Below are 13,406 nucleotides of genomic sequence, written 5' to 3' on the forward strand. Positions count from 1 at the left end.
ACCCTGACGAAATGGAGGACGTCATGGCATCCCCCGAAACCGTGGCCACCCGCATCCGCTGCTCGTTCTGCGGCAAGGCCGACGCCGAGGTCAACCGGATCGTCGCCGGTCCCGGTGTCTACATCTGCGACGGCTGCGTCGGCCTGGCCGCCACCGTCATCGACGAGAGCGCCAAGATCACCGACGAGGGCCTCACCAAGCCCAAGCTGCCCATGTGGAACTCCCTCTCCGACGAGGAGATGCTCGGCCACATCCCCCGCGTCGCCGCCCACATCAACGCCGCCGAGGCCGACCTGGCCACCTGGGTCCGCGAACTCAGAAGGCGCGGAGTCACCTGGACGAAACTGGGCGAGGCCCTCGGCATCACCCGCCAGTCGGCCTGGGAACGCTTCTCCGGCGAAGAGTGACAGCCACGCCAGACCTCTAGCCAGGTCTACTCATGAATTGCCCGAGCGCGCCGGCGTCTGGACTGAGGAGCGCAGGAGAGCGCAGCGAACCGGAGCGACGAGGGAAGACGCCGGATCAAAGCGCTCGGGCCTGCGTGTGCGGAGCACACGCCATTAAACGCGCCATTCCATGATGTTCTGGAACAGTTCCGCCTGTTCGATCGCATCGTCCAATGCGTGGTGTGAGTGGGGATGCGTGGAACGAAGCTCTTTCGGCATCTGTCGTTTCGATGACCAGGTGAGTGGAACCCCCGCCTTCGCGGCGTAAAGGGTCTTGATGTCCATCGCCCTGGAATGTCCGAACGGCGAATCGCCCGTGAAATTCATGAAGTACCAGTAAATCCACATCCAGTCGAACGACAACGGAAACGCCACCAACACCGGAGTCGTCCCGTCGCACACCTTGCGTACCCATGTGGCCGCCGACTCCATCGCCTCTTTGGGGTCGCGGCCCTCGCGGATCAGCAGGTCACGGTCGAGGCCGCTGACGTCGAGCGCCGACTGGACGAAGGCGTCGCTGATCGGGCGGAGCTCCGCGTAGAAGGTCGTCTCGGTCGGGTCGTTCCGGGTGAAGCCGCGCCCCAGCCGCTTCCCGGCCACCGTCATCCCGAAACTCACCATGGAATACGGACCGGGAATGGGGCCGTCCGCCTCGATGTCGACAGAAATGTACGTCTCGGCTTTCACTGAATTCTCCCAGGAGCTGGCGCTAGCATTCCTGCGGTCGGTAAACGTTCGGTAAAGGGGGCGAGTGGGTGACTGTGGTCGACCGGCCGAAGACGGCCGTCAGGCGCATGGGGCCGGGGTGGGCGGCGCGATATCGGGCCATGGTGATCGTCTCCGACATCCTGTGCGCTCTTCTCGCGGGTGGGCTCGCGGTCGTCGTCCGGTTCGGCGAGGTTACTCCCTATGTCGAGCCATATGCCGCGTTGAGCCTGGCGCTGCCGGTCCTGTGGGTCGTGGTGGTCGGGCTGAGCCGGGCCTACGAGCCGAGGTTCGCCGGGGTCGGCTCCGAGGAGTTCCGGCGGGTCGCACGGGCGGGGGCGATGCTCACGGCCGCCGTGGCCGTCGGCTCGTATGTGACCAAGATCGACGTTGCACGTGGTTACGTTATCATTGCGTTACCTCTGATGACGGTTTTTACGCTGCTCGCCCGATATGCCCTGCGACGCAGGCTGCACCGCAAGCGGACGAAACTCCAGTGCATGCGCCGGGTCATCGCCGTCGGGCACAAGGGGGCCGTCGCCGATCTCGTCAGGCTCGTCCGCAAGGAGCGCTACCACGGCATGCACATCATCGGGGCCTGTCTCCCCGATGACAGCTCCTCCGACGAGGAGGTGGGCGTGCCCGTACTGGGCGGGTTCTCCGACGTGCCGATCGCGGTCGACCAGAGCGGGGCCGACACCGTCGCGGTGCTGGCCTGTCCCGAGTTCGACGGCTCGGCGCTGCGGCGGCTGGCCTGGCGGCTGGAGAAGTCGCGCACCGATCTGGTGGTGGCCCCGGCGCTGATGGAGGTCGCGGGGCCGCGCACGACGATCCGGCCGGTCGCCGGGATGCCCCTGCTGCACGTCGAGCACCCCGAGCTGGCGGGCGGGCGGCGGCTGGTCAAGAACGTCTTCGACCGGGTCGTGGCGGGGTTCGGGCTGGTCGTCGTCTCGCCGCTGTTCCTGGCCATCGCGTTCGCCGTCAAGGTGAGCAGCCCGGGGCCCGCGTTCTTCCGGCAGACCCGCGTCGGCAAGGACGGCGCGACGTTCACCATCGTGAAGTTCCGCACGATGGGGCGCGACGCCGAGAGCCGCAAGGTCGAGCTGGTCAGCGACGCCGACGGCGTGCTCTTCAAGGTCAGGAACGACCCCCGGGTCACCCGCGTCGGCGCCTTCCTGCGCCGCCACTCGCTCGACGAACTGCCGCAGCTCGTGAACGTCGTGAAAGGTGACATGTCGCTGGTCGGGCCCCGCCCGCCGCTGCCCCAGGAGGTCGCCCGCTACGGCGACGACGTGCGCAGACGACTTCTGGTCAGGCCGGGGATGACCGGCTTGTGGCAGGTCAGCGGCCGATCGGATCTGTCGTGGGAGGAAGCGGTACGGTTGGACCTGCGCTACATGGAAAACTGGTCACTCACCCTCGACCTCCAGATCATGTGGAAGACGTGGTCGGCCGTGGCACGCGGATCAGGAGCCTACTAAGCAGTGATGAGCATCAGAGACGATCACGCCCTCGCCGGAGACCTCGCGACGGAGGCGGGTGAGAGACTGCTCCGCCTGCGGGCCCAGCTCGGCTTCGACGACGCCAAGGCGCTGAAAGACGCCGGAGACCAGTCGTCCCACGAGTTCCTCGTCGAGTCCCTCGGGCGCCTGCGCCCCAGCGACCACATCCTGTCGGAAGAGGGCGCGCGCACCGAGAAGGCCCGCCTGTCCGCCAACCGGGTCTGGATCGTCGACCCGCTCGACGGCACTCGTGAGTTCTCCGAGGCCGGCCGGGTCGACTGGGCCGTCCACGTCGCCCTGTGGGAAGAGGGGAAGCTCGCCGCCGGCGCCATCGCGCTGCCGGCCCAGGGCGCCACGCTGACCACGGGCAACCCGCCGAAGCTGCCGGTCAGCGGCAACCAGCGCATCCGGATCGCGGTCTCCCGCACGCGGCCGCCGGAGTTCGTACAGAAGCTCGCCTACCTGGTGGGGGCCGACCTCGTCCCGATCGGAAGCGCCGGGGCGAAGATCGCCGCCGTGCTGACCGGTCAGGTCGAGGCATACGTCCACGCCGGTGGGCAGTACGAATGGGACTCGGCCGCTCCGGTGGCCGTGGCGCTGGCCGCGGGAGCCCACGCGAGCCGGATCGACGGGTCGGAGCTGGTCTACAACCAGGCCGACCCCTCGTTGCCGGATATCCTTGTTTCCCTACCGGATCTGGCGCCGACCCTGCTCGCCGGGATCCGTGACCTGCACCAGTAACTTCATAAGGAACTCGCTTTGCTGCAGCATGACTACACGACGTCGCAGCTCGACGTCCTCGAAGCCGAGGCGATCCACATCATGCGTGAGGTCGCGGCCGAGTTCGAGCGGCCCTGTCTGCTCTTCTCCGGCGGCAAGGACTCGATCGTCATGCTGCGCATCGCCGAGAAGGCCTTCTGGCCGGCGCCCATACCGTTCCCGCTCATGCACGTCGACACGGGGCACAACTTCCCCGAGGTGATCGACTACCGCGACCGGCGGTCGGCCGAACTGGGCGCGCGGCTGGTCGTGGCCTCCGTACAGGACTCGATCGACGCCGGGCGCGTGGTCGAGGAGACCGGGCGGCGCGCCTCGCGCAACCGGCTCCAGACCACCACCCTGCTCGACGCGATCGAGGAACACGAGTTCGACGCCGTGTTCGGCGGCGCCCGCCGCGACGAGGAGAAGGCCCGCGCCAAGGAGCGGGTGTTCTCCTTCCGCGACGACTTCGGCCAGTGGGACCCGAAGAACCAGCGCCCCGAGCTCTGGAACCTCTACAACGCGAAGATCCGCAAGGGTGAGCACATCCGGGTCTTCCCGCTGTCCAACTGGACCGAGCTCGACGTGTGGGACTACATCCGCCGCGAGGGCATCGAGATCCCGTCCATCTACTTCGCGCACACCCGCCGGGTGTTCGAGCGCGACGGCATGCTGCTGCCCGAACACGAGGTCGTGCAGCGCGGCGACGACGAGCCGCTGTTCGAGTCGACGGTGCGCTACCGCACGGTCGGCGACATGACCTGCACCGGCGCCGTCTCCTCGACCGCCGCCACGGTCGACGAGATCATCGCCGAGATCGCGGCGACCCGGATCACCGAGCGCGGCGCGACCCGCGCCGACGACCGGGCCTCCGAGGCCGCCATGGAGGACCGGAAGAAGGAAGGCTACTTTTAATGGACATCCTTCGTTTCGCGACGGCGGGCAGTGTCGACGACGGCAAGTCGACCCTGATCGGACGCCTCCTGTTCGACTCCAAGGCCATCTTCGAAGACCAGCTCGAAGCGGTCGAGCGCACCAGCCGCGACCGGGGCACCGAATACACCGACCTGTCGCTGCTGACCGACGGCCTGCGCGCCGAGCGTGAGCAGGGCATCACGATCGACGTGGCCTACCGCTACTTCGCCACGCCGAAGCGGAAGTTCATCATCGCCGACACCCCGGGCCACATTCAGTACACCCGGAACATGGTGACCGGCGCCTCGACCGCCGACCTGGCGATCATCCTGATCGACGCCCGCAAGGGCGTGCTGGAGCAGTCGCGCCGCCACGCGTTCCTGACCACGCTGCTGCGGGTGCCCCACCTGGTCGTCGCGATCAACAAGATGGACTTGGTCGACTACGCCGAGGAGCGCTTCGAGGAGATCCGCGAGGAGTTCACCCAGTTCGCCTCGAAGCTGAACGCGAGCGACCTGAGCTTCATCCCGATCTCCGCCCTCCACGGCGACAACGTGGTCTCCCGCTCGGAGAACATGCCGTGGTACCAGGGGCCCTCGCTGCTCCACCACCTGGAGCACGTCCACATCGCCTCCGACCGCAACATGGTCGACGTGCGGTTCCCGGTGCAATACGTCATCCGGCCCCACAAGACCGAGTTCCACGACTACCGGGGTTACGCCGGTCAGGTCGCGGGCGGCGTGCTCAAGCCGGGCGACGAGGTCATGCACCTGCCCTCCGGTCTGACCACGAAGATCGCCTCGATCGACACCTTCGACGGCCCGGTCGCCGAGGCGTTCGCGCCCATGTCGGTGACGCTGCGCCTCGAAGACGACATCGACATCTCGCGTGGCGACATGATCTGCCGGCCGAACAACCAGCCGCAGGTCGCCCAGGAGATCGACGCCATGGTCTGCTGGATGGCCGACGTCGCCAAGCTCGGCCCGCGCACCAAGCTGACCATCAAGCACACCACCCGCACGGCCCGCGCCCTGGTGAAGGACCTCCACTACCGGCTCGACGTCAACACCCTCCACCGCGACGAGGCCGCCACCAGCCTGTCGCTCAACGAGATCGGCCGGGTGTCGCTGCGCATCACCCAGCCGCTGTTCGTCGACGACTACGCCCGCAACCGCCTCACGGGCGGGTTCATCCTCATCGACGAGGCCACCAACGGCACCGTCGGGGCCGGGATGATCCTCTAAACCGGTGGCTAGGTAGATCCTTGAGCGTTCGGTGAACGCTTAGTTACTCTCCGCTGTAGCGTCAGCACGTTCCGTATCCACTTCGGGGGTCGTGCACGTGTCTGACGCTCAGCCGATGATCTTTGTTGGAGGGCTGGGGCGTAGCGGGACGACACTGCTGGAGCGCCTTCTCGGTGAGCTCCCCGGTGTCGCGCCGCTCGGCGAGGTCGTCCATCTCTGGCACCGAGGGGTGCGCGCCAACGAGCCGTGCGGTTGCGGGCGGCCGTTCGCGCAGTGCCGTTTCTGGCACGAGGTCGGCGACCGCGCGTTCGGCGGCTGGCGTCCGGCCAAGGCCGACCGGCTGCTCGAACTGCGGCACAAGGTCGACCGCACCCGCCGGGTGCCCGTGTTCGTGCTGGGCCTGATCAGCCGCGAGGCGCAGCTCACCGAGTACGTCTCCTCCTACCACCGCATCTACGCGGCGGCGGCCGAGGTCGTGCGCGGTCAGGTCGTCATCGATTCGAGCAAGCACGCCTCGCTGGCCTACTGCCTGTCGGCGATCCTCGATCTGACCGTCGTCCACGTCGTGCGCGATCCGCGTGCGGTGGCGGCGTCGTGGCGGCGGAAGGTCGCGCGGCCGGAAGACGGCCGTCCGATGGCGCGGTGGTCGCCCGCGCGCACCGCCGTCCACTGGTTCGTGCAGAACCTGGCCTACGAGGTGCTGCGCCGCAAGGGCGTGCCGATCGTCCGGGTCCACTACGAAGACCTGGTCGAACGGCCGGCCGACACTCTGCGCGTGCTGGCCGGCAAGCTCGGGCTGCCCGACACCACCGAGGCGCTGGCCTTCATCACCGGCCGCACCGCCCGGCTGAGCGTCGCCCACACCGTCTCGGGCAATCCGATGCGCTTCCACGTGGGCCGCGTGCGCTTCCGCGACCGGCGCCCCGACCTGCCCTTCCCCCATCGCTGGGCGGTCACCGCGCTCACTCTCCCCCTTCTTCTCTGGTACGGCTACCGCCTCAATTACTGAACTCCCGATCGGAGGCCACGATGACCCCGACCGTCGGCGTCGTCATCCCCACACGTGGTGACCGTCCTCTGCGCGCCACGATCGAAGGTGTGCTCGCCCAACGTCCGGCCGCCGTCGTGGTCGTCGTCGACGGAGCGCCCTTAGATTCCGTTGACGATCCCCGGGTGAAAGTGGTGCCCAACTGCCTCAGCCCCGGCCTGCCCGGCGCCCGCAACACCGGGATCGCGGCGCTCGACACCGACCTGGTGGCCTTCTGCGACGACGACGACGTGTGGTTGCCAGGGAAGCTCGCCAGCCAGGTCGGCCTGCTCGAACAGACCGGCGCCGAGTTCGTGAGCTGCGGGATCGAGGTCGAATACGGCTCGCGCCGGGTCACCCGGCTGGCCGGGGCCGCCGAGATCACGGCCGCCGACCTGACCAGATCGCGGATGGTGATGGTGCACTCGTCGACCTACCTGTTCAGGAAGGGCACGCTCTGGGTCGACGAGAGCGCGCCCGGCGGCCAGAACGAAGACTGGGATCTGGCGCTGCGGGCGGCCAAGCGGCGTCCGATCGCCCATGTCGACCGGCCGCTCGTGCGGGTGCGGTGGGGTTCGTCCCACTACGCCACCCGCTGGGCCGACCGGATCAGCGGGCTCGAATGGATGCTGGCCCGGCACCCCGAGATCGCCGACGACTCCCGTGGCGCCGCCCGCATCTACGGCCAGCTGGCCTTCCACCACGCCGCCCTCGGCCGCCGCAAGGAGGCGCGGAAGTTCGCCGCCCTGGCCTTCCACTCGCGGCACCGGGAGCCCCGGGTGGCGCTGGCGCTGGTCGTGGCCGCGGGTCTGGTGTCGGCACCGGCCGTGCTGAGCGCGCTGCATACGCGCGGGCACGGCATCTGATGCGCACGCGCATCGTCGCGCCGCCCAAACGGCGGCGGGTCTCCGTGGGCGGGGTCGACATCGACCGGTTGACCGAGATCGAGGTCGTCGACCGGGTGATCGGGGCGATCCGGCGCGGGTCCGGCGGGCATCTGGTGACGCCCAACGTGGACATCTGCCGGGCCTGCGCCCGCGATCCCACGCTGCGCGCCCTGGTGCTCCGGGCCACCATCGCGGTGGCCGACGGGATGCCGCTGGTGTGGGCGGCCCGGCTGCTCGGCAAACCGGTGCCCGCCCGGATCACCGGGGCCGACCTGATCTGGTCGCTGTCGGAGGCGGCGGCCTTCTACCGGGTGCCCATCTACCTGCTCGGCGGCCCGCCCGGAGTCGGCGATCGGGCCGCTCGGGCGCTGTGCGAGCGGTATCCAGGCCTGTCCATCGCCGGGGTGGACGCCCCGCCGTGGGGGTTCGAAGACGACCCCGAGCAGTTCGCGGCCATGAGCGAGGCGCTGACCTCGGCGCGGCCCCTGCTGGTGTTCGTCGGGCTGGGGTTCCCGAAGCAGGACCTACTGATCGAACGGCTGCGGGGGGAACTGCCCGAGACGTGGTTCGTCGGGTGCGGGTCTGCCATCGCGTTCGCGGGCGGCGCCGTCGTGCGGGCGCCGGCGTGGATGCGGGATCGCGGGCTGGAGTGGCTGTTCCGGCTGCTCAGCGAGCCGTCCCGGCTGGCTCGGCGCTACCTGATCGACGACCTGCCGTTCGCGGTGCGGCTGCTGACCGTGTGCGCGGTGAGACGGCTATTCACCTAGGAGGGCGCTGACCTTCGCGGCGTCGGCGGCGGACAGGCGCGACCTGGCCGCCGCCGTTCTGCTGTCGGTGGGGCGGAACGCGGTCTTCGAGGTGCCCTGCCAGGCGAATCCCGACTCCTGCGCCCTGCCGGTGCACGACCGGGTGATCGTGGCGGCCGACCGGTCGGTCCAGGGGATGCCGCACCATTCGTACAGGTCGCGGAAGCCGTAGTGCGGGTCGGCGGCCAGGTCTTCGTAGCCGACCACGCGGATGTTGGGGTGGCGCATCCGGCGGACCGACTCGCGGGCGGCCCGCCACAACGCCGCTGTTCTTGCGAGGCGGTCGTGCGCCTCGGCCAGGTCCGCCACGTGGGGGTGGTCTCGGAGCAGGAGCGGCTGGGTCAGCAGGTCGCGGGGGTCGGCGGTCCAGCCGAGGTGCTCCCAGCTGCCGGCGAAGGTGATCGGGTCGCGGGTGAGGATGACGACGCGGCAGTCGAGCCGGTCGGCGAACCACTCGGCCGACCAGAGGGCGAAGGGGTCGTCGAGGAGGGCCTTGCGTCCGGTCAGGCGGCCGTGCGCGAACGAGGTCGCGTATTTCAGGAAACGGGCAGGCGAGGGGGGCACGGGGAGTTCGGCGTGCCAGCGGAACCTGAGTTTCAGGGTGTCCTGGAACGGCTTGAGCCAGGTCTGCTCGTTGTCCCGGCAGATGTACTGGAAACGGTGCTCGACCTGCGCGTTCAGCACGCCGCGGTAGGGGCGTTCGGGGTTGAGGGGCTCGTTGACGTACACGAGCTTTCCTGAGGCGCAGAGCATGCGGCCGGCCCAGGAGGTGCCGCTGCGGGGGAGGCCGGTGACGAGGATCATGCGGTCGCTCTGGCGAGCTGGGCGAGCGGCAGCAGGTTCTTCACGAGCACCCCTCCCGCCCAGCCGAGCGCCGCGCCGAACGCGCCGTAGGCCGGGACGAGCAGCAGATCGAGCACGACGGTGGTCGCCAGCGCGGCGACGATGTTTCCGAGACTGGCCCTGGTCCGCCCTGAGGCGATCATGACCACGTCGACCATCCCGCAGGCGGAGGCGATCATCATCGTGATCGCGAGAACGACCACGACGTCTGCCGCGTGGGCGTAGCCGTCGCCGAAGACCTGAAGGATCTGGGGCGCGAAGATGGCGTACATCACCCAGAAAGGCCAGGTCAGCGCCATTTGGGTGCGCGCCGCCCGCCGATGCAGGGCGCGCGCCGCCTCCTGCTCCCCGTCGGCGAACTTCTTCACCAGCTCCGCGTGTACGCCCTGCGCCAACCCCTGGCCGATGAGCTGCCCGACCACCTTGAACCGGGTCGCGGCGACATAGAACGCGGCCTCGGCGGGCCCCGCGAGCAGCGCGACGATCACGACGTCGAGCCGCTGGAAGACGGCCTGAAGCGCCGCGCCCAATGAACGTGGTCCCGTGTAGGCCCAGAACTCCCGCCAGGAGATCCGCGTCTCGACCCGCCTGAGCCGCACCGCCGCGATCACCACCACCGGAACGGCCGGAACACCCCACGCGACGATGAGCCAGGGCGCGGAGAGCCCGGCGGCCAGCGCGCCACCCACGAGAAGGAGTTGAGCGGCGGGCTGCAGCAGGCCGCTGAGCAGCAGTGTCTCCCGCATCTCCCCGGTCCCCCTGGTCGCGGCGACGAGCACGTCGGCGATCACGACGAAGGGCAGCACGACCGCGAGCGCGGGCTCGGTTCCGGAGAGGATCACGGCGGCGGCCAGGCTTCCCGTGACCACAGGTAACAGAGCCACGCGGAGGAGCGGCCGGGGAACCGTTATGCCGAAATTTCCGGACACCTTGGTGTCCGGATCGACGGCGGTCATGGGTTTGGGGGCAGGGCCGTCTACGTAATGTGCGATCGAGCGGGCACCGATGTTGGAGGGCTGGCCGATCGACGCTCCGCTGGTTGCCCGTTCGTGGTCTGGCCGATGTGCCTGGCTAACCACAGGAGCCGCGACGGGGTCGTCTGGTTGGCGGGCTCGGAAGTAGATCAGGCCGTTGCCCGTGTCCAGCCTCAGGACTCCGGCCAGCATCAATCCCAGGGCCGTCGTGGTGAAGAAGGCGCCCGCCTCCGCTGGGGGGAGGGCTCGGGTGATCAGCAACGTAATCGCGAACTGGGCGACTGCGGTGGTGCCGGCTCCGGCCAGGCCCGCGAGCGACCTCAGGCGCGCCATGACGGGGTCGCGTCGAGCCAGGGCAGGAGGAGGGCGTCCCAGGGCAGGAAGTCGTTCGACAGGCGGGTGCGCAGTGCGGGGTCGATCTCCGCGTGGGTGCGCGCGTTGTGCCGGTCGAAGACGGGGTCCGCCGCGGGGGGCAGGCCGAGGAAGTCGAGGAGGTCGGCGTACACGGGCAGCGGGTCGGTGAAGAAGCGGCCGCTGTCGATGACCTTGATGCGGTCGCGGGCGATGATCGGGTCGAGGCGGGCGAGCTGTTCGGCGTAGCGGCCCCGGGCCAGGTAGGCGTGGTGTCTGTGCGCGTGGCTGGAGGAGAGCGGCGCTGCGCACAGGCGGGCGTTCTCACCGGCCAGGCGTTCGGGTTCCAGCTCCACCGCTCGGGCGAACGACGGTTCCGACTCGAAGCCTCGGGCCAGTTCGTGCGCGTGGGCGGAAATGGCACGTTCCACCGGATCCCGGACCAGCACGACGATCTTCACGTCCGGGAGATCCCAGGCGATCCGGAGCCCGGCCAGAGGGTGGAAGAGGTAGTAGGGCGACGACTCGAAGGCCAGCATGCCCGTCCGGCGCAGCGGGAAGTGCGCCCGATACCAGGACAGGCTCCGGCCGTAGGCCATGTCGAAGTAGTGCACACCCTTGCGGAGCACCGGCTTGGCCACCTGCGGGTGCTGGGACAGGGCGCGGTAGAGCGAGGTCGTCCCGCACCGCTGGGCGCCCACGATCAGGAACGACGGGAGCATGCGGGCACCCCCGGTCAGCCGCCCCGCCGTGATCGACACGGCGTGGGCGGTCGTCTTCAGGGCGTTCACGTCAGGGATTCCAGCCCGTCGAGCACGGGGTTCAGCCACTTCGACGGCGGGCCCAGCGGCTCGTGGCCGGTGGCGCGGTGGCGTTCGGCCAGGGTCATCAGATAGCCGGCGGCGGTGACGCGGGCGTCCTCGTAGGTGATGCCGAACGGTTCGAGCAGGCGGCCCGACTGGGCGATACAGGCCTTCGCGGCCGACGCGGGGCGCATCCGGCGCAGCGCGGTCTGGAAGAAGTAGTGCAGCGTGTCGAAGCCCAGCGGCACGCCGGTGCCGAACCGCTCCCAGTCCCAGACCAGCAGCCGGTCGCCCATCGGGGCGACGTTCCACGGTGCGAAGTCGCCGTGCCAGGCGCCCTTGCCGAGCCCGGCGATCTCCTTGGCGGCCTCGGCGAGCAGTTCGGGCGACGGCCTGCCCTTGGTGACGGGGAGCGGGGTCAGGACCAGGATGTCCAGGTCGCGCCACACCCCGTGGTGCATGACCTTGGGCGCCATGACGACGTCGAACGAGTGGCGGGCGATCGCGCGCAGCGTGTCGGTCTCGTGGCGGATCAGGTCTTTCGTCTGCCGCCTGTCGCCGACCTTCACGAAGGCGAGCAGGCCCGTGTCGCCGTACAGCTCGAGGATGGGTTTTCTGTTCGCCCGGCGGGCCGGGCGGACGTGCAGTGTGGCCCGCACCCGGCGGCCGAGCACGTCGCCGAGGTGCGTCTCGATCGTGTCGGGCCCGTCGGGGACCAGCACCCGCCCGCCGACGTGCCACGGTGCGCGGGGCACCAGCCGCCGGGGGACGAGTCGGCTCGGCAGCAGGGTCCGGGCCGTAGCTGAAGTGGACGGCGGGAACAGCAAGGAGATCACCTCATCCAGATAGCGCAGACGTATGCGGAAGTCCTTCATGTCGCGTTCCGCCAGAGAACCGCGAACGAGATCAGATAGAGGGCCAGGGCACTGACGAGGCCGTCGTAGATGAACATGTAGAAGAGGACGAGGAGCATGACCAGGCTCCCCGCCTGCCCGACAGGCGACCGATCATGCCGATGCCGCCGGATCGCCCCAGCGAAGAACCCGACGTAGAGGGCGGCTCCGGTGAACCCCTGGGTGATGAGCAGCAGCCAGAGCTGCCCGTCGGAGCCGAGCGGCGGATGCCCGCACCCCCGGCACCAGTCGGTCTTGCCGGTGGTGATCGTGCGATGGTTCCCGAACGCGTTGCGCGTGTTGCCGTAGCCGATGACCGGCGACGTCGCGGCGACCCTGACGGTGGTGACGACGGTGTGGGCACGGATGTCGTTGGAGTGCGGGCTGTCGATCCGGGCCGCGACGACCTGCCCCAGCGGGGAGAGCACGAAGGCCGCCCCCGTCGCGGCCGCGAGAACCAGCAGGGCCGCCCGATTGCGGTTCCTCATGATCATGTACGAGATCCCGATGGCGATCGCCGCCCAGAGCCCCCGGTTGAGGGAGTACACGATCGGCACTGCGGCGACCGCGATGGCTGCGACCGCGACCACCCGACGGGCCGGGCCGCCATAAGTCCACCAGCCGACGACGAACCAGACCAGCAGGATCGAGACGTTCCCGCCCCACGCGTTGGCCCACTCGAACGGGGCCTCGGGGCGGGGGGAGGCGTGGCCTAAGACGTATTGAATTTGGGCAGCGGTCGGGTGCACGAGGTTCGTGACGAAGGCGTGGTCGGGGAGGAGGTACTCCATCGGCGCGGTGAACTCGAACTCCGGCGCGAAGACCCCGAGCAGGCCACCCGCGACGGCGGTGAGGAACAGGACGCCGAGCATCCTGACCAGGGTGAGCTGGGGGAGCTCCTCTTTGGTGAGATTGCCCAGGTAGAGGACGACGACGAAGAGGGCGACGTAGACGGAGAGCCGCATGGCGTAGCCGAGGACTCTTCCAAGCCCGAACTCGCCGTAGGTCCCGGCGGGGGTGGCGCCGAGCATGACGGCGCTGACCAGATAACCGACGATGAGCAGCGCCCACAGGCCCATGCCGCGAGGGATCTGGACGGGCCGGCGGAACCAGAGGACCAAAGCCATGGGAACCGCGACGACGACGATCGACAGCCCACCGAACCCGAGGGCCCACCAGACGGGGTAGCCCACGAGAAACGCCGCGATCGGCCACGCGGCGGGCGCCAGTCGCCAGGTCATACGCGAACCT

The 13,406-nt window shown here is 69.3% G+C and carries 14 protein-coding genes; 8 read left to right on the forward strand and 6 right to left on the reverse strand.

Annotation, left to right across the window (positions count from 1 at the left end; genetic code table 11):
• Positions 1-23: 23 nt before the first annotated feature.
• A complete protein-coding gene (locus ACYQ78_RS21615; protein WP_459802684.1) occupies positions 24-407 on the forward strand; it encodes a ClpX C4-type zinc finger protein in 384 nt (127 codons plus the stop codon).
• Between the two features lie 153 nt (positions 408-560).
• Here ACYQ78_RS21615 and ACYQ78_RS21620 read toward each other — a convergent pair whose 3' ends face one another.
• Positions 561-1,133, reverse strand: a complete 573-nt coding sequence (locus ACYQ78_RS21620) for a 3'-5' exoribonuclease domain-containing protein (protein WP_459802685.1) — start codon at positions 1,131-1,133, stop codon at positions 561-563.
• Between the two features lie 107 nt (positions 1,134-1,240).
• On the opposite strand from ACYQ78_RS21620, the gene ACYQ78_RS21625 reads away from it, so the two are divergent.
• The 7 genes from ACYQ78_RS21625 (at position 1,241) to ACYQ78_RS21655 (ending at position 8,252) form a co-directional block, all read left to right on the forward strand.
• Entirely contained in the window at positions 1,241-2,632 is a 1,392-nt protein-coding gene (locus tag ACYQ78_RS21625; protein ID WP_459802916.1) for a sugar transferase, read from the forward strand.
• A 6-nt stretch (positions 2,633-2,638) separates the two neighbouring features.
• On the forward strand, positions 2,639-3,394 hold the full coding sequence (locus ACYQ78_RS21630) for a 3'(2'),5'-bisphosphate nucleotidase CysQ (RefSeq protein WP_459802686.1): 756 nt from the start codon (positions 2,639-2,641) through the stop codon (positions 3,392-3,394).
• Positions 3,395-3,412: 18 nt separating this feature from the next.
• On the forward strand, positions 3,413-4,327 hold the full coding sequence (gene cysD / locus ACYQ78_RS21635) for a sulfate adenylyltransferase subunit CysD (protein WP_459802687.1): 915 nt from the start codon (positions 3,413-3,415) through the stop codon (positions 4,325-4,327).
• A complete protein-coding gene (gene cysN, locus ACYQ78_RS21640) occupies positions 4,327-5,571 on the forward strand; it encodes a sulfate adenylyltransferase subunit CysN (protein WP_459802688.1) in 1,245 nt (414 codons plus the stop codon). The genes cysD and cysN overlap by 1 nt, the downstream gene beginning before the upstream one ends.
• Positions 5,572-5,686: 115 nt before the next feature.
• Complete coding sequence (locus ACYQ78_RS21645; protein ID WP_459802689.1) at positions 5,687-6,580, forward strand: sulfotransferase; 894 nt, start codon at positions 5,687-5,689, stop codon at positions 6,578-6,580.
• A 20-nt stretch (positions 6,581-6,600) separates the two neighbouring features.
• Positions 6,601-7,464: a glycosyltransferase family 2 protein gene (locus ACYQ78_RS21650; protein ID WP_459802690.1), complete on the forward strand. Its 864-nt coding sequence runs from the start codon at positions 6,601-6,603 to the stop codon at positions 7,462-7,464.
• A complete protein-coding gene (locus tag ACYQ78_RS21655; protein ID WP_459802691.1) occupies positions 7,464-8,252 on the forward strand; it encodes a WecB/TagA/CpsF family glycosyltransferase in 789 nt (262 codons plus the stop codon). Before ACYQ78_RS21650 ends, ACYQ78_RS21655 begins: the two co-directional genes overlap by 1 nt.
• On the opposite strand, the gene ACYQ78_RS21660 is transcribed toward ACYQ78_RS21655, so the two are convergent.
• The 5 genes from ACYQ78_RS21660 to ACYQ78_RS21680 form a co-directional block, all read right to left on the reverse strand.
• Positions 8,241-9,095 (reverse strand): sulfotransferase, encoded by an 855-nt coding sequence (locus ACYQ78_RS21660; protein ID WP_459802692.1) that lies wholly within the window; start codon positions 9,093-9,095, stop codon positions 8,241-8,243. The two genes, ACYQ78_RS21655 and ACYQ78_RS21660, sit on opposite strands and share 12 nt — an antisense overlap.
• Positions 9,092-10,018, reverse strand: a complete 927-nt coding sequence (locus tag ACYQ78_RS21665; protein ID WP_459802693.1) for a lipopolysaccharide biosynthesis protein — start codon at positions 10,016-10,018, stop codon at positions 9,092-9,094. Before ACYQ78_RS21665 ends, ACYQ78_RS21660 begins: the two co-directional genes overlap by 4 nt.
• Positions 10,019-10,428: 410 nt before the next feature.
• A complete protein-coding gene (locus ACYQ78_RS21670) occupies positions 10,429-11,259 on the reverse strand; it encodes a sulfotransferase family protein (protein WP_459802917.1) in 831 nt (276 codons plus the stop codon).
• A complete protein-coding gene (locus ACYQ78_RS21675) occupies positions 11,247-12,137 on the reverse strand; it encodes a hypothetical protein (protein ID WP_459802694.1) in 891 nt (296 codons plus the stop codon). Before ACYQ78_RS21675 ends, ACYQ78_RS21670 begins: the two co-directional genes overlap by 13 nt.
• Complete coding sequence (locus tag ACYQ78_RS21680; RefSeq protein ID WP_459802695.1) at positions 12,134-13,396, reverse strand: hypothetical protein; 1,263 nt, start codon at positions 13,394-13,396, stop codon at positions 12,134-12,136. The genes ACYQ78_RS21675 and ACYQ78_RS21680 overlap by 4 nt, the downstream gene beginning before the upstream one ends.
• Between the last annotated feature and the right edge of the window lie 10 nt (positions 13,397-13,406).

Source organism: Herbidospora sp. RD11066, assembly GCF_054661255.1.

What these genes read in the sequence shown, in the direction of transcription:
- ACYQ78_RS21680 (WP_459802695.1), bottom strand. Translation starts at nt 13,396, where the DNA reads ATGACCTGGCGACTGGCGCCCGCCGCGTGGCCGATCGCGGCGTTTCTC.
- ACYQ78_RS21655 (WP_459802691.1), top strand. Translation starts at nt 7,464, where the DNA reads ATGCGCACGCGCATCGTCGCGCCGCCCAAACGGCGGCGGGTCTCCGTG.
- cysN (WP_459802688.1), top strand. Translation starts at nt 4,327, where the DNA reads ATGGACATCCTTCGTTTCGCGACGGCGGGCAGTGTCGACGACGGCAAG.
- ACYQ78_RS21630 (WP_459802686.1), top strand. Translation starts at nt 2,639, where the DNA reads ATGAGCATCAGAGACGATCACGCCCTCGCCGGAGACCTCGCGACGGAG.
- ACYQ78_RS21615 (WP_459802684.1), top strand. Translation starts at nt 24, where the DNA reads ATGGCATCCCCCGAAACCGTGGCCACCCGCATCCGCTGCTCGTTCTGC.
- ACYQ78_RS21675 (WP_459802694.1), bottom strand. Translation starts at nt 12,137, where the DNA reads ATGAAGGACTTCCGCATACGTCTGCGCTATCTGGATGAGGTGATCTCC.
- ACYQ78_RS21625 (WP_459802916.1), top strand. Translation starts at nt 1,241, where the DNA reads ATGGGGCCGGGGTGGGCGGCGCGATATCGGGCCATGGTGATCGTCTCC.
- ACYQ78_RS21660 (WP_459802692.1), bottom strand. Translation starts at nt 9,095, where the DNA reads ATGATCCTCGTCACCGGCCTCCCCCGCAGCGGCACCTCCTGGGCCGGC.
- ACYQ78_RS21645 (WP_459802689.1), top strand. Translation starts at nt 5,687, where the DNA reads ATGATCTTTGTTGGAGGGCTGGGGCGTAGCGGGACGACACTGCTGGAG.
- ACYQ78_RS21650 (WP_459802690.1), top strand. Translation starts at nt 6,601, where the DNA reads ATGACCCCGACCGTCGGCGTCGTCATCCCCACACGTGGTGACCGTCCT.